This is a genomic window from Candidatus Poriferisocius sp. (assembly GCF_965208475.1).
Lineage (GTDB): Bacteria > Actinomycetota > Acidimicrobiia > Acidimicrobiales > Bin134 > Poriferisocius.
This window is the reverse complement of record NZ_OZ242338.1, coordinates 2746041-2764284: the sequence shown is the minus strand read 5'-3', so window position 1 is coordinate 2764284 and position 18244 is coordinate 2746041. Positions and strand designations below refer to the sequence as shown.

Below are 18244 nucleotides of genomic sequence, written 5' to 3'. Positions count from 1 at the left end.
GACATGTGAGGCTACGAAAACTGCTCGTTTTTGTCGTCGGGCTATTGGCAGCGTTCGCGCTCGTCGCGGCTGCCTGTGGAGGAGGCGACGATGACGATGTCGGAAGCGCTGGCAGGGATGTTGGGGACGGTGTCTCCGGTCGGGTGACTATTTCGGGTTCATCGACGGTGGAGCCGATTTCGGTTCGAGTGGCCGAGCTGTTCGAGGACGTGCAGCCGGATGTGTCGGTGACGGTGGATGGTCCCGGCACCGGCGACGGGTTCAAGCTGTTCTGCGAGGGCGAGACAGACATCTCCGACGCCTCCCGCCCGATCAAGGAAGCCGAGGCCGAGACCTGTTCCGCCAACGGCATCGAGTATGTAGAGCTGCGGGTGGGCATCGACGGCATCGCGTTGATGACCGGGGAGAACAACCCGGTGGAGTGCGTGACCTTCAACGACATCTACGGCCTGGTCGGCCCGGAGTCGACTGGCTTCGGCTCTTGGTCTGACGCCGGGTCGCTTGGTCTTGCAACCTCCGATCTGCCAGATGCCGACTTGGATATCTATGGTCCGGGCGAGGAGTCGGGCACGTTTGACAGCTTTGTCGAGATCGTGCTGGAGGACACCGCCGACGAGCGGGGCCAAGACGCCACCACTCGTCCCGACTACAGCGCCAACGCCGACGACAACGTGATCATCCAGGGCATCCAGTCGAGCGACACCAGCTTCGGCTGGGTCGGGTTCGCCTTCGCGGCCCACGCCTCGGGTGTGAAGCTGCTGGATGTGGACGGCGGCGGCGGCTGCGTGAGCGCCAGTGCCGACACCATCGCCTCGGGCGAGTATCCGGTGTCCCGGTCGCTGTACATCTACGTCAACAAGGCCAAGGCCGACGCCAGCCCGGCCCTGGTCTCTTATGTGGACTACTACATGAGCGACGACGGCCTCGGCACCGCGGTCAGCGAGGTCGGGTACGTGAACCTAACCGACGATGCCAAGGCTGCCACCCGGGCCAACTGGGCAGCCCGATAGGCCGGATTTTGGACTTCGAGTAGATGCCAAGCAACGATGCCGATGACCAGTAGCGTGTGGTCGTGAGCGACACCCGGGTCGATCCTGCCAAGGGGTTTTCCGTCGAATCACTGACGGCGAACCCCCGGCAGGCTCGCAAGGAGCGGCTCATCCGAGACTCCCTTGGGGCCACCGCACTGGTATCGGTGCTCATCTCCGGCCTCATCATCTGGTCGCTGTTCTCGGAAGCCTGGACGTTCATGGTCGAGGTGGACTGGGGCTCGGTGTGGGACATCGGCTGGTTCCCCCGCCGGGGCATCTACGACATCAAGACGCTGATCGTGGCCAGCTTGATCGTGACGGGCATCGCCATGATCGTGGCCGGCCCGCTGGGCCTGGGCGCGGCAATCTACTTGTCGGAGTACGCCCGCCCCGGTGTCCGCCGAACCCTCAAACCCATCTTGGAGATCCTGGCTGGGATTCCCAGCGTGGTGCTCGGTTTCTTCGCTCTGGAGTGGATCGCCCCCAACGTTGTCAAAACCCTCTTCGGCGGACCGGCTGCCGGCTCGCTGCTGGCCGCCGGCATCGGCGTGGGGGTGCTCGTGGTACCGCTGGTGGCGTCCATCTCCGAAGACACCATGAAGGCGGTGCCCATGTCGCTGCGGGAGGCTTCCTCCAGCTTGGGGGCCCGCAAGATCACCACCACCATACGAGTAGTGCTGCCCGCCGCCGTCTCCGGGCTGATGGCAGCCTTCATCGTGGCTGTTTCCCGGGCTTTGGGCGAGACCATGGTGGTGTTCATGGCTGGGGGCGCCGCCCAAACCGCCGTCTACACCCATGACCCTCTGGGCGGCAGCCTCACCATGACCGCGGGGATGACCTCACTGGCCCGGGGCACCGACAGCGTGGTGGGTGAGGGCCTCACCTTCCAGAGCCTGTTCTTCGTGGGCCTGATGCTGTTCGTGGTGACCTTCGCCTTGAACCTGGTGGCCGACCGTTTCGTCCACCGGGTGAGAGAGCAGTACTGATGGCCAAGGCACGGCTCATCGGCGATCGCACCAACAAGATGATGGTGCAGGCCATGGAGCGTCGGGCCACCGACGTGCGGGGCCGGGTCTTCCAGATCACCCTGCTGGTCACCCTGCTGATCTCGCTGTTCATCCTCGGCGTACTCATCGCGGACGTGGTGATCGACGCCTGGGGATTGCTTACCGGACGACCGGGCGGCTTCTTGTCCGGCACCATGCGGTCCCTATCCGACGATCCCAAGCTGGGTGTGCATCAAGCTTTGGTGGGCACGTTCTGGATCGCCGTCTTCGTAGCCGTGCTGGCTTTCCCCATCGGCATCGGCGCGGCCATCTGGCTGGAGGAATACGCCCTCAAGAACCGTTTCACCCGGTTCATCGAATTGAACATCCGCAACCTGGCCGGGGTTCCCTCGATTGTGTATGGCCTGCTCGGCTTGTTCTTGTTCGTGAACAGCCTGGGCGGTCTCACCGGCGGCAAGTCCATTGCCGCCGCGGGCATCACGATGGCTATCTTGGTGTTGCCCATAGTGATCATCACCGCCCAAGAGGCGATCCGAGCCGTGCCCCAAGGACTCAAAGAGGGGGCCTACGGCGTGGGGGCCACCAAGTGGACCATGATCCGCAGTCAGGTGCTGCCCTACGCCGCGCCCGGCATCTTCACCGGGACGCTGCTGTCCATGTCTCGAGGTATCGGTGAAGCCGCTCCGCTGCTTCTGGTGGGCGCGGTCTCCGGCCGGCTGGGAGGCAATCCGGGCTTTTTCGACTTCAGTGCCATCAACGCTGAGGCCTTTATGGCCATGCCGGTGATCATCGTGGAATGGGTGCAGAACTCGGGGCGCGATCCGGGCTTCGCCGAGGCCGCGGCGGCAGCCATCGTGGTGCTGCTGGTATTCGTTATCCTGATGAATGCGGCGGCCATCTTCTTGCGCAACCACTTCGAGAAGAAGAGAGGGTGACTGGTGGAAGCAGTCTCTGAAAGCATAAGGACTGATCTGATGGAGCAAGCAGAACCGGAAGCCTCTCTTCGACTCGGTCTGAACATCGACCGAACGATGCAAGCGGCCGTCCCCGACAGCACCGGCGACACGGTGTTCGAAGTGGAAGATCTGAACGTGTACTACGGCGACTTCCGAGCTGTCCAAGACGCCACCTTCACGGTGTACGAGCACGAGATCACCGCCATGATCGGCCCCTCCGGCTGCGGAAAAACCACGGTTCTGCGGTGCTTCAATCGGATGAACGACCTCATCCCCACCGCCCGGGTGGAGGGTCGCCTGGACTTCCGCAAAGTCCCCATCTACGACCCTCGGGTGGATCCGGTCGAGGTTCGCCGCCGCATCGGGATGGTGTTCCAGAAGCCCAACCCGTTTCCCAAGTCGATCTACGACAACATCGCCTTCGGCCCCCGGGTGTGTGGGATGGCCAAGAAGAAGAGCGACTTGGACGACATCGTGGAGCAGTCGCTGAATCGGGCCGCCTTGTGGGACGAGGTGAAGGACCGGCTGAAGGACTCGGCGCTGGGGCTGTCCGGCGGCCAGCAGCAGCGCCTGTGCATCGCCCGGGCGATTGCTGTCGATCCCGATGTGCTGTTGATGGACGAGCCATGCTCGGCCCTCGACCCCATTGCCACCGCCCGCATAGAAGACCTGATGCACGAGATCAAGAACGACTACACCATCGTGATCGTCACCCACAACATGCAGCAGGCTGCCCGCATCAGCAATCGCACCGCGTTCTTCACCGCACAGCTCGACTCCACTACCGACCAGCGGTGCGGACTGTTGGTGGAGTACGACCGCACTGAGACCATCTTCTCGAATCCCTCTGACGAGCGGACCGAGAACTACGTCACCGGACGGTTCGGCTGAGCACCGGCCCAGAGCCCGGGGTGGGAGAACTGCGCAAGTCCTTCCACGAAGAACTGGACGAGATCCAATCGGGGATCGTCCGGATGGCCGCGCTCGTCACCGAGGCCGTACCACGGGCCACCGAGGCGCTGCTGGAGTCCGACTTGGAGCTGGCCCAGCAGCTCATTACCGCTGACGACGAGCTCGACGACTTGTCGGTGTATCTCGAGGAGCGCTGCCACCATGTGCTGGCCCTCCAATCCCCCATGGCCAGCGATCTGCGGGCCCTCAGCAGCGCCCTGCGGCTGAACGCCGAGTTGGAGCGGTCGGGCGATTTGGCCGTGAACATCGCCAAGGCCACCCGGCGTATCTACGGCACCCGCTACGACGCCACCCTCCGGGGCCTTTTGGTGAGAATGAGCGAGGAAGCCTGCCGGCTGATGCGTCTGGCCGTCGACTCCTACGTGGACGGAAACGCGGGGCTGGCCGCCGCCCTCGACGACATCGACGACCAGCTCGACGGCTTGAACCGCGACTGCGTTCAGGCCGTGTTCCAAGCCCACAACGTGGGCGCCATCGACCTTCAGGCCGCGGTGCAGCTCTGCTTGATCAGCCGGTACTACGAGCGCATCGGCGACCATGCGGTGAATATCGGGGAACGGGTGGTGTATATGGTGACGGGATGGCTTCCCGAACACACCGGGTCGGCCCGATTGAAGATCCGAGAGCGCTACCACCTCGACGAAACCGGCGAAGAGACCGACGGAGAGACCGACGAGGGGTGAGCGTGGTGTCACGGGTCGCCTCTAGCCCGCGGCAAGGGGTGTTGGGGTGATCGTGACCCTCGTTGTGGTGGTCGCTGTGGTGGTGTTGGCGCTAACCGCCGCAGTGGCGTGGCGTGAGCACCGGCACTTTGTCGACGCTGAAGAGAGCCGTCGCCGCGACGATGAACTGCACCGCCGCCATGAAGACGGGGTAGTGGAAAGCGAGACCCGTCTCCGGCTGTCGATGGACGCCATCACCCAGGGAGTGGTCATGGCCGATCCCGACGGCACCGTGCTGTACCGCAATCTCTACGCTCGACCGTTCATCGAAGCTCGCCACGGCGAGGCCCTAGTAGAGGCCGCAGTGGCCGAGCTGCTGGCCGAAGCGGCCCGTGGACGAGCGGTGGAGCGAGAGGTCGAACTGTTCGGCCCACCTCGCCAATGCCTGTTCGTCAGCGCCATGCCGCTGCGGTTCGAAGGCAAGGACTACGGCTCGGTAGCCCTCATCGACGACATCACCGAGCCCCAGCGCTTGGATGCCATGCGCCGCGACTTTGTGGCCAACATCAGCCACGAGCTCAGAACCCCGATGGGCGCGCTCAGCCTTTTGGCCGAGACTTTGGCGGAAGAAACCGATCCCGAGGTGGCCTCCCGGTTGGCGGCGAGGGTGCAGGCTGAGGCCATCCGGCTATCCGACATCATGGACGACCTGCTGGAGCTCAGCCGGATTGAGAGCAACGAGGCGTCTGAGCAGGCACCAGTTGCGATCCAGCATGTGATCAGCGAGGCACTGGCGCGGGTCAAGCCCTCCGCAGAGGACAAGGAGGTTCCCATCGAAACCGTTCTGCCCGCGCTGGATCTGGTGGTCCGGGCAGATCGTCGCCAGCTCACCTCCGCGGTGTTCAATCTGCTGGACAACGCGGTCAAGTACTCCGAGGCCAACCAACCGGTCAGGGTCACAACCCGAATGGAAGGCGACCGGGTCGAGGTTGAGGTGCGCGACCAGGGCTATGGGATCCCCCAGGGTCACCAAGAGCGCATCTTCGAGCGCTTCTACCAGGTAGACCGCTCCCGGGGGCGATCCGATGGCGGCGTGGGCTTGGGATTGGCCATTGTGCGCCATGTGGCCACCAACCACGGGGGCGAGATCCGGGTGGAGTCAACGGTGGGAGAAGGCTCGGCATTCACGCTGGCGGTGCCGGTGTCCGATGACGAACCGGTCGAACAAGAGGATTCCCAAGATCTGCAATCCATTGGAGTGCAGGAATGAGCGGGTCGGCCCGGGTTCTCATCGTTGAGGACGAGGAATCCTTTGTCGAAGCGCTGACGGTGGGACTGACCCGTGAGGGTTTCACAGTGAACGTCGCCCGCGATGGCAAGGAAGCACTTGATTTCTTCAGTGCTTTCTCTCCCGACATCGTTCTGCTCGATGTGATGTTGCCCCTGGTTTCAGGGGTCGATGTCTGCCGCCAGATCCGGGCCCGCTCCCAGGTGCCCATCATCATGGTCACTGCCAAAGGCGAGGAGATCGATGCGGTAGTTGGCTTGGAAGTGGGGGCCGACGACTACGTGACCAAGCCCTATCGCTTGCGCGAGCTGATCTCCCGGATGCGGTCGCTGCTGCGTCGGTCCCGGTGGACCGCGGAGAGCGAGACACTCCGGGGCGAGGTCATCGAGGTGGGAGATGTGGCGGTCGACCCCGAGAGCCACGAGGTATTCGTCCGGGGGGAGCAGATCGAGCTGCCGCTGAAGGAGTTCGATCTGCTGGAACTGCTGTTGAACAATGCGGGACGGGTGTTGACCCGGGATGTGCTGATCGACCAAGTATGGGGCAGCGACTACGTGGGAGATACCAAGACGCTGGATGTCCACGTCAAGCGGCTCCGATCCAAGGTCGAGGACGACCCCTCCAACCCCAGCCGCATCGTGACCATACGCGGCCTGGGCTACAAGTACGCCACCGGCGTCGCGGCAGAGACCACGCCGCCGTAGTTCTCGCCGTAGTCTTCAAGACGTGATCAACACCCCGTTTTTGCGGCTGGTCAGGGTTCATGCCCTAGCGGCTGCCGGCGACGCCATGATCGCTATAGCGCTGGCGGGGTCGCTTTTCTTTTCCATCGATCCCAGCGCGGCCCGGGTTCGGGTGGCCCTCTATCTGGTTCTGACGATGGCCCCGTTCGCGGTGGTCGGTCCGTTGATCGGCCCGGGTCTGGATCGCTTTCGCGGTGGGCGGCGACCCATGATCTTCGCCATCAATGCGGGCCGGGCATTCATCGCTTTCTTGATGATCTCGAACATGGATTCGCTGCTGCTGTTTCCCCTCGCGTTCGCCATGCTGATCCTCCAGAAGAGCTATGGCGTGGCCAAGGCCTCGATGGTGCCCCTCATCTTGCGCGATGAGCAGCAGTTTGTGGGAGGCAATGCCCGATTGGCACTGGTGGCGAGCGTTTGCGGGGTTATCGGCGCCGCCCCCGCTCTGCTGGCCAACTTGCTGGGCGGGGCGCCATGGGCGGTTGGCCTGGCCATGGCGGTGTACATCCTGTGCGCCTTGTCCTCGCTGTCGCTGCCTTCGGGCCGAGTGGTTCCCGATCCGGTTGACAACGGTGAGTCGAGCAAGCTCCGCACCGTTGGCATCCGCACAGCGGCGTCGGCTACCGGCACGCTGCGGGGCATTGTCGGCTTCATGACATTTCTGGCCGCGTTCGCCTTCCGTGGCGGTGCCGATGCGGTGAACCTCTCCGGAGTGGGCAAGGCATTCGGCGCCGGCGTCCGCCACGCCCTTCAAGGCGATGTGGCCTCCGATGCAAGCCCGGCTTGGAAGCTGGGGATCGTGGCCGTCGTCACCGTTTGCGGCTTCTTGATCGGATCGGCACTGGCCCCCAAGTTGCGGGAAACGATTCGGGAGGAGGTGATAATTGCCGCCGCGTTGACCGCCCTGTTCGCAGTGGGTCTGCTGGCCGCCTGGGGAGGGGGTTACGGCTCGACCCTTCTGCTTGCCTTGGGTGTGGGGATCACCGCCAGCGCCGGCAAGCTCTCCTTCGACTCCATCGTGCAACGCGATGCCGAGGGCGCCAACCACGGTCGCTCGTTCGCCGCCTTCGAAACCCGCTTCCAGATTTTCTGGGTGCTGGGTGCGATCATTCCCGTGGCCATTCCCATTCCCGCCCGTGTCGGCTTCCTCCTCATCGCCATAGCGGCGGCGGTCGCCGCCCTTTTGTTCTGGCTTAGCCGGACGGCTAGTCAGGAAGGTCGATCCGGGCCAGCCACAGGCCAGGAGCGTCAACTTCAGCGGGCGTAGGCAATTCTCGGGTCGAACGCCAGAGGCGGGCCAGCCCCTCGGTCCCCGCCCTTTCCACCACCCCGTCGGCAAAGGCCGCCCCTCTGTCGTACTGGTCTTGGGAGAGTTCGAGGCCGAACATCTGCTCGACGAAGCGATCGGCGGCGTCGGCGGTGACCCTCCGCCGCCTCAGGGCTTCGCTGAGGCGCTGGTAGGAGCCGATGAGCCCGCGTCCAATGCTGTCCATTGTCCAGTCGACATATCCGGCGATTACCGTCACCAATGCAGTGATCTGCGGCAGCAATGCCCGTTGGGCCGGTGATCGGACGGCCCCCAAGATCACCTCGGGGTCGCCCAGCACCGATTGGAGGCTGCTCAGCGGATCAGTGCCGACGAGATCCAGATTGCCCAGCCGGCTCTCCAACGCGTCGGGATCAGACTCAAATCCTCCGACGTAGTCGGCCAACAGCCCGTCCATTGTTCGGCGCACATGGGGCACAGAGAGAACCGCATGATGGGTCAGCTCGCTCAGGCATACCCAAAGCCGCAGGTCAGAGGGGTCCAAGCTCCACTCATCAGCCAAGGCGTCGATGTTGGCCGGCACCACCATGAGCTTTGAGCCGTCACGGGGAACGGGCAGGTCGTATTGGCCCAGGCTCCGGCGAGCGAGATTCCCCACCATGCTGCCCGCGGTCATGCTCAACATGACCGGGCCGATCATCCTCATGATCTGGCCGAACATGGCCTGAGCGGGATCGATGGTTGCTTCCTCATTCTCAGCTCGGCCCGACACGCTCCCCAAGGGCGTCAACAGATCTTGGTAGGCGTCAAGGGTGGCAACGGCCCATTGCGCCCTGGTCACGGGGGTAATGGTCACGGTTTGACCTTCGGGGGTGGTCGACAGCCCGGTGGTGCTGGCCACGTGAAGCTCGGCCACTCGGGCCAGTTCTTCCAGGGCGATGCGGTCGGCGGGGTCGACGTTGGGCTCAGACTGCGCATCGGTAGCCAGCGCCACTGCGAACTGGCGCGCCGTCTCCCATGTGGATGACGCCTGCTGGGAGAGGAGCTTGCTCAAATCTCCGAAAATCGGCAACCCCTTGAAAGGATTGAACTCGTCGGGTGAGTCTGGTCGGTCCACGCTGCCTTATGCTACTGCCGTGACTCCGCTAACCGTGGCGGTGGTCGGCGCATGCGGACCTCTGGGCCGTCGGGTATGTCGGCGACTGGTGGGTCATCGCCGGGTTGGCTCGGTCATCGGCTTCGATCTCCGCCCCGATCCCGCAATCCACGGGATGGACTATGTGCGCGGCAACGTCGCTGAGTTGCAGCTCGGCGCTCTGCTGGCCGATGTGGATGTGCTGGTCCATTTGGCGTCGGCGTTGGAACCATGGCCCGACGAGGACCCCGCGAGCACCAGTGATGGCGAGGTAACCCGCCGGCTCTTGCAGGCTGCCGGCTCTGTCGGTGTCGGTCGGGTTGTGCTGATGTCCACTGCCATGGTGTACGGAGCATGGCCAGACAACCCGGTTCCCCTTACCGAGGCCTCCCCGCTGCGACCGATCCCCGAGTTCGGCTTTGCGGTCGACAAGGCTGAGCAGGAGAGGTTTGCCGCCCAGTGGGGTGAGGACCACCCCGCGGTGGACATCGTCACCTTGCGTCCCACGGCCAGCCTGGCCGAAGATCATGTGGGATGGGTGGCCCGGTCGCTGCGCGCCGCCGCCGGCCTCACCGGAGAGAGCGAGGTTCCAGTTCAGTTCCTTCACCTGGATGATCTGGCTGCTGCGGTGGAGCTGTCGGTGGTGGGCGACCTGAACGGGGTGTACAACGTCGCTCCAGAAGGCTGGACTAGCAGTGGCGCCACCCTCGACCTCGAGGGCTTGAGTCCCCGCGTCCGCATGCCAGAGCAGATGCTCGCTCGTCTGAGCGGGTGGTGGTGGAAGTACCGACTCGGGTCTATCAGCCCTGGCGTGCTCCGGTATGCCCGTTTTCCCTGGGTTGTGGCCAGTGATCGGCTTCGTGCGGCGGGCTGGACACCTCAGCACACCAGCGAGCTGGCCCTTGTCTCCGGGGGTCAGGGCCAGCCGTGGGGGATGTTGGACTCTCACCGCCGCCAGCAGATCGCCCTGGGCGGTGCGGCTGCGGGAGGCTTGGCGCTGGCATGGGGGATTTGGGCCGCCGCGCGATGGCTTTTTCGGCGGTAACCGCGTCAACGGGGTGGAATCCCACCGGAGCACACGGTTTACACTCAATCTGTGAGACCGCCAGAAGCCGCTGATGTGTGGATAGGGCTCAGCGAGTCGTCGCTGCCCCTGGACATGGTGCTCTCTTGGGTTGGCCGACCGGATTGCGGCGGCATCGTCTTGTTCAGCGGCACCGCCCGCGACCACTCAGAGGGACGGGCGGGGGTGACGGTGTTGGAATACGAGGCCTACGTGAAGCAGGTGACCCCCCGGCTGGAGGCGCTGGTCGACGAGGCTCGGGTCAGGTGGCCGGACATCGGTCGGGTGGCGGTGCTGCACCGGGTGGGCCGGGTGGAGATCGGCGAGTCGGCGGTGGTGGCGGCGGTGTCTGCTCCCCATCGGGACGAGGCCTTCGCCGCGGCGCGGTTCTGCATTGACGGCCTGAAGGCGACCATTCCCATTTGGAAGCGGGAGGTTTGGGAGGGTGGTGAGAGCTGGGGGTTGGAGGCCCAGCACATTACCGAGGCCGCGACTGTGGTTTCCTCGGAAGAGTCGGCCGGCTGATCTCATGGCCCGAGATCTGGCTATCGACCTGGGCACGGCCAACACGCTGGTCTACGCCCGCGGCCAGGGGATCATTCTCAACGAGCCCTCGGTTATCGCTTTGAATCGCAAGACGAACGAAGTGCTGGCCATGGGGCGCGACGCCTGGAAGATGATCGGTCGCACTCCGGCCCACATCGTGGCCGTCCGCCCGCTGCGCAAAGGGGCGATTACCGATTTCGAGGTCACCCAGCGCATGATCCGCTTGCTGCTCCTGCGCGCCGGGATAAATCGATTCATCCGCCCCAAGGTGGTCATCTGCGTGCCGTCGGCCATTACCGCCGTCGAGCGCCGGGCGGTGGTCGAGGCTGCTCGGCGGGCAGGCGCGGCCGAGACCCGGCTCATAGAGCAACCTCTCGCCGCGGCCCTCGGCGCCTCCCTGCCGATTCACGAGCCTGTCGGCAATATGGTGGTTGACATCGGTGGGGGAACCAGCGAAACCGCTCTCATCTCCTTGGGAGGGGTTATCGCGCTCAAGGCAGTCCGGGTGGGGTCGTTCGACATCGATTCTGCCATCCAGTCTTATGTTCGACATGAGTTCGGCATTGCCATCGGCGAGCGCACTGCCGAAGAGGTCAAGATAACTATCGGCTCCGCGGCCTATGTGGCCGGTGAGTGCAGTGCCGAGGTTCGAGGTCGCAATCTCATGAACGGCCTGCCGGAAACCATCGTGTTGTCTCCGTTCGAAGTGCGGGCAGCCATCAGCGAGCAGGTCTTGACCATCGTGGACTCGGTGGTGTCGTGTCTGGTAGAGGCGCCTCCAGAGCTGTCGCAGGATGTGATCTCCCGCGGAATTCACCTGGTAGGGGGCGGGTCGCTGCTGAGAGGGATGAGCGAGCGGCTTTCCCAGGCTGCTGATGTGCCAGTCAGCTTGGTCGACACCCCGCTGGAGGCTGTGGTGATCGGGGCGGGCCGTTGCCTGGAATCCTTCGAAGACGTCCAGGCCATGTTCATGGAGTGAACCCGGTCATTGGGGTGCTAGTCGGGATCCATGAGGAGCTCGGCGGCGTCTCGTGTCTGCCAGTCGCGGTCCGCCGAGGCTCGGCGGAGGGCGGCTTCCACCTCGGGGCCCTCGAACGGGGCCAGGGCGAGCACCGCACGGCGGCGCACGGCGGCTCGGTCGGTGGTTGCCACCAGGATGGCGTCGAGTCCCGCGGGGTGGCCGATGGCCCCCAGGGCGGCGACGGCCGCCTCTCGCACCAAGGGGTTGGGATGACCGGTGGCCAGTTCGGCCAGGCAGGCCATGGTGTCGAGATCAGCCGCCGCATCTTCGCCGCAGGCCCAGGCGGCGGTCTCCGCCACATCGTCGCTTGGGTCCGCCAGCAGCGGGGCGGGCGACACCTCCGGGCGCTCGGTGGTCAGGGCTGCGGCTCGCATTCGCACCGTGGGCGCCGGATCGCGGAGCGCGTCTCGCAGCTCGCTGTCGTCTAGGGCGCCCATACGGGCCAAGGCGCCGTAGGCCGACGCTCGGATGGCGGGGTCGTCATTGCTCTTGGCCTCCCGAGCGGTGGCCTCGTCCCCGAGGTGTCCGGCGATCACCGCATCGCGGCGGCGGAGCGCTCCAGGGGCTGGGGCGTCATCAAGGTGATCCCGGCCGCCCATCACACCAGCGTTTCCAACGCGATGGTGACGCCGACGAAGAACAGCCCCACCAGCAGAGTCAGGCCTGCTCCCATCAGGGCAATTACGAAGAACAGCGCAACTCCGGCCCGCAGGCGATGCCACCACCGAAACCGGGCCCCCTCGCCGTAGTCGGCCCGATAGGAGGCGAGCACATCCCGCTCGGCCCGATCATCTCGCCAAGCCGCCCATCGCGTTTTGCCGGCCCCCGATCCGTCATCTTCGCCCGGGCTGTGTACCCGCCGATGCCCCCGCCGCCGCCACCGATTCTTCAGCGCCCCCCAAGTATCGTCGGGGAGGGAGGCACGTATGCGCGACCAATCGACCACAGAGCCGTCCAGGATACTTGCATCCCCGCAAGACCGGGTGCCGTCCTGGTGGCGACGCAATCTGGCCTGGCTGGTCCCCGTGGCAGTGCTGGTGGCTGTGCTGGCGATCACCGCAGCGGTGTTCAGCTTCTGGCGCACCGATCAGGTGGCGGTCCGCCCCGGCTCGGTGGAGCCGGTGCCCTCCCGGATCACAGTGTCGGGTGCCGACGTGTATCCGCCTGAGAGCGAGATAGCCCTCGTGACCGTGCTGGTCAGCCAGCGGCTGAATATCTGGCAGCGCATCGGCGCCGAGTTCGAGTCGGGGGTGGACATCGAGCCCGAGCAGACCTTCACCGGCGACGGCACCCGCAGCGAGCTGCGCCGGCTCAACGAACTTCGGATGGAGACCTCTCAGCACACCGCCATCTTGGTGGCGCTGGAGCACTTGGGCTATGAGATTCCCAGGCATGCCTCGGGGGTCATTGTGGCTGAGACCATGAGCGGTGCTCCTGCCGCAGATGTGCTGGAGCGGGGCGACGTGATCGTGGGGATCGACGGCGTTGCGGTGGCCGACTTGAAGGACGTGGCTGAGGCTCTGGCCGTTCGGAGCGCCGGGCAAACGGTGGTCTTGGATGTGGAGAGGGCTGAAGACGGCACGGCGGAGTCGATGGCGCTGGAGCTGATCGTCTCCCCCGATGACGGCAATCGGGTGCTGATCGGCGTTGGCGCGCGCGAGCGCACCGATATCGGCGAGCTGCCGGTGGGGGTAACCATCGACAGCGGAAAGATCGGGGGGCCGTCTGCCGGGCTGGCCCTCACCATCGGGATCATCGACCTGTTGACTCCCGGCGAGCTGACTGGCGGTCGCCGCGTGGCGGCCACCGGCACCATCTCGTTCGACGGCTCAGTGGGGGCAATCGGAGAGGTTGACCAGAAGGCCATCGCGGCTGTCCGGGCTGGGGTGGATCTTCTGCTGGTTCCCACCTCGAATCTGAGCGTTGCCCTCGATCACGTGGGCAATGACATCGAGGTGGTGGGGGTGGCGTCACTGCAAGAGGCCTTGAACGCTTTGGCCGAGGCATGACAGGAGTACCATTTGACCATGGCTGAACGTCCTGACGGCGACACTCCCTTTGAGCGGGTGAACCCTGAGGAGGTGTCCAGTCATAGTTTTGCGGTCGCCCGCAAGGGTTTTGACCAGAAGCAAGTTCAGGCGTATCTGGTTTCACTGGGCAACCAGATCAAGTCGGGCCAGCAACAGATCCGGGACTTGCGGGAGCAAGTCGCCCAAGTCGATTCGCCTCCCGAATCAGAGGCCGAGTTCAGCGCGCAGGGGGTCAAGCTGCTCGACGACGGAGCGGAGGCTTCTCGCCGACAGTCGCAGGCCGAGACCAACGAGATGGTGGCCCGGGCCGGCCGGGTTGCCGACGACTTGGAGAAGACCATCGAGGCTTTGCGGCTGCAACAGGATCTGCCCGATGCTGGAGAGGTGGTGGAGTTGTTGGAGCAGGCTGGTGAGCAGGCCCATGCGGTGGCTGGCCTGGCTCAAGAGGCCCGAGAAAAGGCCGAGGCCGAAGTCGAGCATGGCCGGAGCCAGGGGCGGGAGATCGTGGAGCAGGCCAAGATGCTCCGGCTGACGGTGCTGAGGGATATGGCTCGCCGTCGCCAGACGGCCCGGGCCCAGGTAGAGCGGCTTCGCGCCGGGCGCGACAAGCTGATGGCCACCCTCGGCGATGCCCGCCATGCCATCGAGCAGTCGATGGAGTCGGCCAAGCTGTCGCTGGCGGAGGCCAAGGTGGTGGCTGATGCGGCCGCCCGCCGGGTGGAGGACGAAACCGAGCCCACCGACATGGCCTTGTTGTCGGAGCTGGACGATGCCCAGACTGTGGGGATGGTGCCCGGCGCCGATACGGGGGACGAAGACTCTGGCTATGACTCTTCAGAGGCCCATGAGGGCGTCATCCTCCTCTCTCCTGCTGAGCGCAACCCGGTGGAGTCCGCGGCCGAGCATCCTGTGCTGGCCAATGCTGGGGAGGGCGGCGACGTGGATGCCATCTTCGCTCGCCTGCGATCTCAGAGCGGCAAACTGCCCGACGATCTCGAAACCGGGCCAGGCGCTGCGGTAACCCCCGTCGGCGACGACTAGTCTGTTCCCGGTATGCGCATCCCCAGACCGGGCCAGCCGGCTCGCCCGCGGTTCTCGCGCCGGTCCAAGATCCTGGCCGGGCTCATCTTGGTGGTGCTTTTGGCCGCGGTGCTGTCGTTGCGGGGCTCGGCCCGCCTGTGGACCGACTACCTGTGGTTCGACTCGCTCGGACACGGGGAGGTCTGGAGCGAGATCCTGATCTACAAGATCATTCTGTCGGTGATCTTCGTCGTCCTGTTCTTCTTGCTGCTGTACTCCAACTTGGCGATAGCCGATCGCTTGGCCCCCGCCTCCCGTCCAGCCGGACCGGAGGAGGATCTGCTGGGCCACTATCACGATGCGGTCGGCCATCGCCGCAGGCTGGTGAGCGTCGTTGTGGCAGTGCTTTTCGCCCTCATCGTGGGCGGGGGTGCCGGCGGGGAGTGGCAGAAGGCCATGTTGTTCTTCAACAGCGTGGAATTCGGTATCGAAGACCCGCAGTACAGCAAAGACATTGGCTTCTACGTGTTCCGTCTGCCGTTCATCCAGTTCTTGGTCAGCTGGGTGTTCCGGGCTCTCATCATCGTGGCCGTCATCACCGCGATCGCCCATTACGTGAACGGCGGCATCCGGGTCCAGACCACCGGACAGCGGGTCACCCCTCAGGTGAAGGTTCACCTGTCGGTGTTGTTGGCCCTCATCGCCGTCGTTCGGGCCGCGGGCTACTGGTACGATCGATTCGGCCTCAACTTCTCCACCCGGGGGCCGGTGGACGGGGCCAGCTTCACCGATGTCAACGCCCAGTTGCCCGCGATCAACCTGCTGATGTTGATCTCGGTGCTGTCGGCGGTTCTGCTGGTGATCAACATCTGGCAGCGGGGTTGGGTACTGCCGGTGACCGCGATTGGCCTATGGATGATCGTGGCCATCGTCATGGGCGCCATCTACCCGGCAATAATCCAGCGATTCCAGGCTGAGCCGGAGGAGTCGCAGAAGGAGGCGGTCTACATCGGGCGCAACATCGGCGCCACCCGCTACGCCTTGGGCCTCGACGACGACGACGATCCCAAGAACGGCAGCGGGATAGTGACTGAACGGGAGTTCGATTTCGACACTCAGATCACCGATGAGGAGTTGGCCGGAAACCCCAGTGTGCTCAACATCCGGTTGCTGGACCCCGACATTGTGCCCAACGCCTTCCAGGTGGAGCAGTCTGAGCGCACCTTCTACACCTTCAACGGAGAAGTCGACGTCGATCGTTACGAAATTGATGGCCAGACCACCGAGGTGGTGATCGGCGCCCGCCATCTCAACGTGGCCGACATCCCCCAGCAGTCCTGGGAGGGCCGCCACATTCAGTACACCCATGGCTACGGCGTGGCGATGGCCCCGGTGAACTCGGTCACCACCCAGGGGTCTCCCGATTTCGCGGTGGGCGACGTGCCGGTGGCGGACACTTCGAACTTCGAGTTTCGTCGGCCCCAGCTCTACATCGGGGAGAACCTCGCCGGTTACGCCATCGTCGGGGCCTCGATTGACGAGGTGGACTACACCGCCGACAATGAGACTGTCACTTTCGCCTATGACGGCGAGGACGGCGTGGGCATCGGGAGCTTCTTCCGTCAAGCAGCGTTTGCCCTGCGCTTTGGCGATATCAATCCGCTGATCTCCGGTTTCGTGGAAAGCGATTCCCGGATCATCTTCAACCGGGATCTGCGCCTTCGAGTGCAGAACCTGGCCCCGTTCTTGGAGCTGGACGCCGATCCCTATCCGGTGATCTCCGACGGGCGGGTGAAGTACATCATGGATGCCTACACCACGAGCGACCGGTATCCCTATGGCCAGAGCCCCGACGTGAGCGATCTACCGCTGGACAGCGGGCTTCGCAAGAAGTTCAACTACGTGCGCAACTCGGTGAAGGTGGTGGTGGATGCCTTTGACGGCACCACCACGTTCTACGTGATCGATCCCGACGACCCCATCATCCAGGCCTGGCGAAAGATATTCCCCGGCCTGTTCGAGGACTTCGAGGAGATGCCCCTCGATCTCAAGAACCATCTGCGCTACCCGGAGGACTTGTTCCGGGTGCAGACAAGCATGTGGGCCCGGTATTTCATCGATGATGCTGAGACCTTCTATGCCAACTCGGTGACATGGGCGGTGGCTCAGGATCCGGGCACTCGAATCACCGCCCGAAGCTTCCTCGATGAGGTCACCGAGGCCATTTCCGCCGAGGGCGCGGCCACCGCAGTGGCCACCACCCGCCAGCTTGAGCAGAGAATCCGGCCGTTCTACCAGCTTCTCCAGCTCCCCGGTGAGGATGACCTGGACTTCGTGATCTTCCGACCGTTCGTGCCTATTTCCGGGGCAGGCGATGATGAGGACGAGCGCAAAGAGCTGACCGCCTTTATGGCGGCTAAGAGCGACATCGATGAGTACGGACAACTGGTGGTGTACAGGGTGCCGGGCACCAGCATCCCCGGTCCGAGCATCGTCGACGCCAAGATCCAGGCCGATACTGCAATCGCCGAAGAGTTCACCCTGCTGAACCAGCAAGGATCTACCGTGCTCCAAGGGAACTTGCTGATGATTCCGGTGGGCGACTCGCTGCTGTTCGTGCGCCCGGTTTATGTGCAGGCCACCGGCGATACCGAGCTGCCCCAGGTGAAGCGGGTGATCGCCGGTGTCGGCAACGACGACGACTTCAGGCTTGTTATACGCCCGACCCTGGACGAGGCCTTGACCGCCCTGTCCGATCCCGACGGGCTTTCGGGGCTCCCCGGCCAGCCATCGGTGCCGGAAACAGACGGCGCTGAGCCAGATCCCGCCCCCACCGCCGCGCCATCAGTTACCGATGGGGCCCCAATAGACGAAGACACCCGTCAGGCTCTGAGCGAGCTGATCACTGAATTGCGGACCACCCAGGACTCCCTTGACGAGGACCGCCGCCGCCTCGACGGCCTCATTGGGGAGCTGGAGTCCCTGCTCGACTCAGCCGACGGCTAGCCTCCGCCCAGTCGCTCAGTCGATCAGGATGTTGTTGGGCCGGGGGGTGCCTTGGGCTTCGAGCATGTAGTAGTAGCCCATCAGCACGGTTTGGCCGTCGGTGATGCTCTCGATGTTGCCGTCGGCGTCCATGTTCAAGTTAGCGCCCCAGATGGCGAAGAAAACCTCGGTGGTCTCGGTGTTGCTATCGGGGGTGTAGAGGGTGTGGATGGAGCCGGCCGGCTCATAGAGGAACGACCCGGCCCGGTTCAAGAAGTCGCTCTCCTTGTATCCCCAGGCCCCGGCGCTGGTGTGGGCGAACACCTGGCCGGTGTGCTTGTGGGTCGGCACCGAGTAGCCCGGCGGGAACTGGTTGCGGATGACCCACAACCCCTCGCTCTCTTTGATTTGGAGCACCTTGAGGCCGATGCCGTCTTCGCCGTAGGCCCAGGGGAGATCGTCCTCTCCGATGTGCTGGGCGGTGGGGGCAACCGTCATGTCAAGCATGGGGGAATCTT

Annotated in this window: 18 protein-coding genes; 14 read left to right on the top strand and 4 right to left on the bottom strand. The window is 64.5% G+C overall.

The genetic code is table 11. The features are described 5' to 3' along the window. Positions 1-5: 5 nt before the first annotated feature. From ACOGXA_RS12845 to ACOGXA_RS12810, 8 genes are all read left to right on the top strand, one after another. Positions 6-1010, top strand: coding sequence for a substrate-binding domain-containing protein (locus tag ACOGXA_RS12845; protein ID WP_419924264.1), 1005 nt, complete (start codon positions 6-8; stop codon positions 1008-1010). Positions 1011-1072: 62 nt separating this feature from the next. Beyond that, a complete protein-coding gene (gene pstC, locus ACOGXA_RS12840) occupies positions 1073-2017 on the top strand; it encodes a phosphate ABC transporter permease subunit PstC (protein ID WP_419924263.1) in 945 nt (314 codons plus the stop codon). Beyond that, positions 2017-2973, top strand: a complete 957-nt coding sequence (gene pstA, locus ACOGXA_RS12835) for a phosphate ABC transporter permease PstA (protein WP_419924262.1) — start codon at positions 2017-2019, stop codon at positions 2971-2973. Before pstC ends, pstA begins: the two co-directional genes overlap by 1 nt. Before the next feature lie 96 nt (positions 2974-3069). Further along, a complete protein-coding gene (gene pstB, locus ACOGXA_RS12830; protein WP_419926983.1) occupies positions 3070-3885 on the top strand; it encodes a phosphate ABC transporter ATP-binding protein PstB in 816 nt (271 codons plus the stop codon). 20 nt (positions 3886-3905) lie between these two features. After that, a complete protein-coding gene (gene phoU / locus ACOGXA_RS12825; protein WP_419924261.1) occupies positions 3906-4649 on the top strand; it encodes a phosphate signaling complex protein PhoU in 744 nt (247 codons plus the stop codon). Between the two features lie 46 nt (positions 4650-4695). Further along, the gene (locus ACOGXA_RS12820) at positions 4696-5898 is read left to right on the top strand and encodes an ATP-binding protein (protein ID WP_419924260.1); all 1203 of its coding nucleotides are present in this window, start codon (positions 4696-4698) and stop codon (positions 5896-5898) included. Then, positions 5895-6620: a response regulator gene (locus tag ACOGXA_RS12815; protein ID WP_419924259.1), complete on the top strand. Its 726-nt coding sequence runs from the start codon at positions 5895-5897 to the stop codon at positions 6618-6620. Before ACOGXA_RS12820 ends, ACOGXA_RS12815 begins: the two co-directional genes overlap by 4 nt. Before the next feature lie 22 nt (positions 6621-6642). Continuing rightward, entirely contained in the window at positions 6643-7926 is a 1284-nt protein-coding gene (locus ACOGXA_RS12810; RefSeq protein WP_419924258.1) for a hypothetical protein, read from the top strand. Here the strand turns inward: ACOGXA_RS12810 and ACOGXA_RS12805 are convergent. Further along, positions 7865-9043 (bottom strand): zinc-dependent metalloprotease, encoded by a 1179-nt coding sequence (locus ACOGXA_RS12805; protein WP_419924257.1) that lies wholly within the window; start codon positions 9041-9043, stop codon positions 7865-7867. The genes ACOGXA_RS12810 and ACOGXA_RS12805 overlap by 62 nt on opposite strands. Before the next feature lie 19 nt (positions 9044-9062). Between ACOGXA_RS12805 and ACOGXA_RS12800 the strand changes: the two genes are divergently transcribed. The 3 genes from ACOGXA_RS12800 to ACOGXA_RS12790 are packed head-to-tail and all read left to right on the top strand — an operon-like array spanning position 9063 to position 11649. After that, positions 9063-10106, top strand: coding sequence for an NAD-dependent epimerase/dehydratase family protein (locus tag ACOGXA_RS12800; protein ID WP_419924256.1), 1044 nt, complete (start codon positions 9063-9065; stop codon positions 10104-10106). Between the two features lie 51 nt (positions 10107-10157). Then, positions 10158-10649 carry a molybdenum cofactor biosynthesis protein MoaE gene (locus tag ACOGXA_RS12795; RefSeq protein WP_419924255.1) on the top strand — a complete coding sequence of 164 codons (492 nt, stop codon included), beginning with the start codon at positions 10158-10160 and terminating at the stop codon, positions 10647-10649. 4 nt (positions 10650-10653) lie between these two features. Further along, positions 10654-11649 carry a rod shape-determining protein gene (locus tag ACOGXA_RS12790; RefSeq protein WP_419924254.1) on the top strand — a complete coding sequence of 332 codons (996 nt, stop codon included), beginning with the start codon at positions 10654-10656 and terminating at the stop codon, positions 11647-11649. A gap of 17 nt (positions 11650-11666) precedes the next feature. Here ACOGXA_RS12790 and ACOGXA_RS12785 read toward each other — a convergent pair whose 3' ends face one another. After that, positions 11667-12290, bottom strand: coding sequence for a HEAT repeat domain-containing protein (locus tag ACOGXA_RS12785; protein ID WP_419924253.1), 624 nt, complete (start codon positions 12288-12290; stop codon positions 11667-11669). Continuing rightward, on the bottom strand, positions 12290-12637 hold the full coding sequence (locus ACOGXA_RS12780; RefSeq protein ID WP_419924252.1) for a hypothetical protein: 348 nt from the start codon (positions 12635-12637) through the stop codon (positions 12290-12292). The genes ACOGXA_RS12785 and ACOGXA_RS12780 overlap by 1 nt, the downstream gene beginning before the upstream one ends. Here ACOGXA_RS12780 and ACOGXA_RS12775 point away from each other — a divergent pair. The 3 genes from ACOGXA_RS12775 to ACOGXA_RS12765 are packed head-to-tail and all read left to right on the top strand — an operon-like array spanning position 12618 to position 17747. Further along, positions 12618-13700, top strand: a complete 1083-nt coding sequence (locus tag ACOGXA_RS12775; protein WP_419924251.1) for a PDZ domain-containing protein — start codon at positions 12618-12620, stop codon at positions 13698-13700. The genes ACOGXA_RS12780 and ACOGXA_RS12775 overlap by 20 nt on opposite strands. 18 nt (positions 13701-13718) lie before the next feature. Then, positions 13719-14762, top strand: a complete 1044-nt coding sequence (locus ACOGXA_RS12770; protein ID WP_419924250.1) for a hypothetical protein — start codon at positions 13719-13721, stop codon at positions 14760-14762. Between the two features lie 12 nt (positions 14763-14774). Next, the gene (locus tag ACOGXA_RS12765) at positions 14775-17747 is read left to right on the top strand and encodes a UPF0182 family protein (protein WP_419924249.1); all 2973 of its coding nucleotides are present in this window, start codon (positions 14775-14777) and stop codon (positions 17745-17747) included. Positions 17748-17762: 15 nt separating this feature from the next. Here the strand turns inward: ACOGXA_RS12765 and ACOGXA_RS12760 are convergent, their stop codons facing one another. Then, entirely contained in the window at positions 17763-18233 is a 471-nt protein-coding gene (locus ACOGXA_RS12760) for a 2,4'-dihydroxyacetophenone dioxygenase family protein (protein ID WP_419924248.1), read from the bottom strand. Positions 18234-18244: the final 11 nt, after the last annotated feature.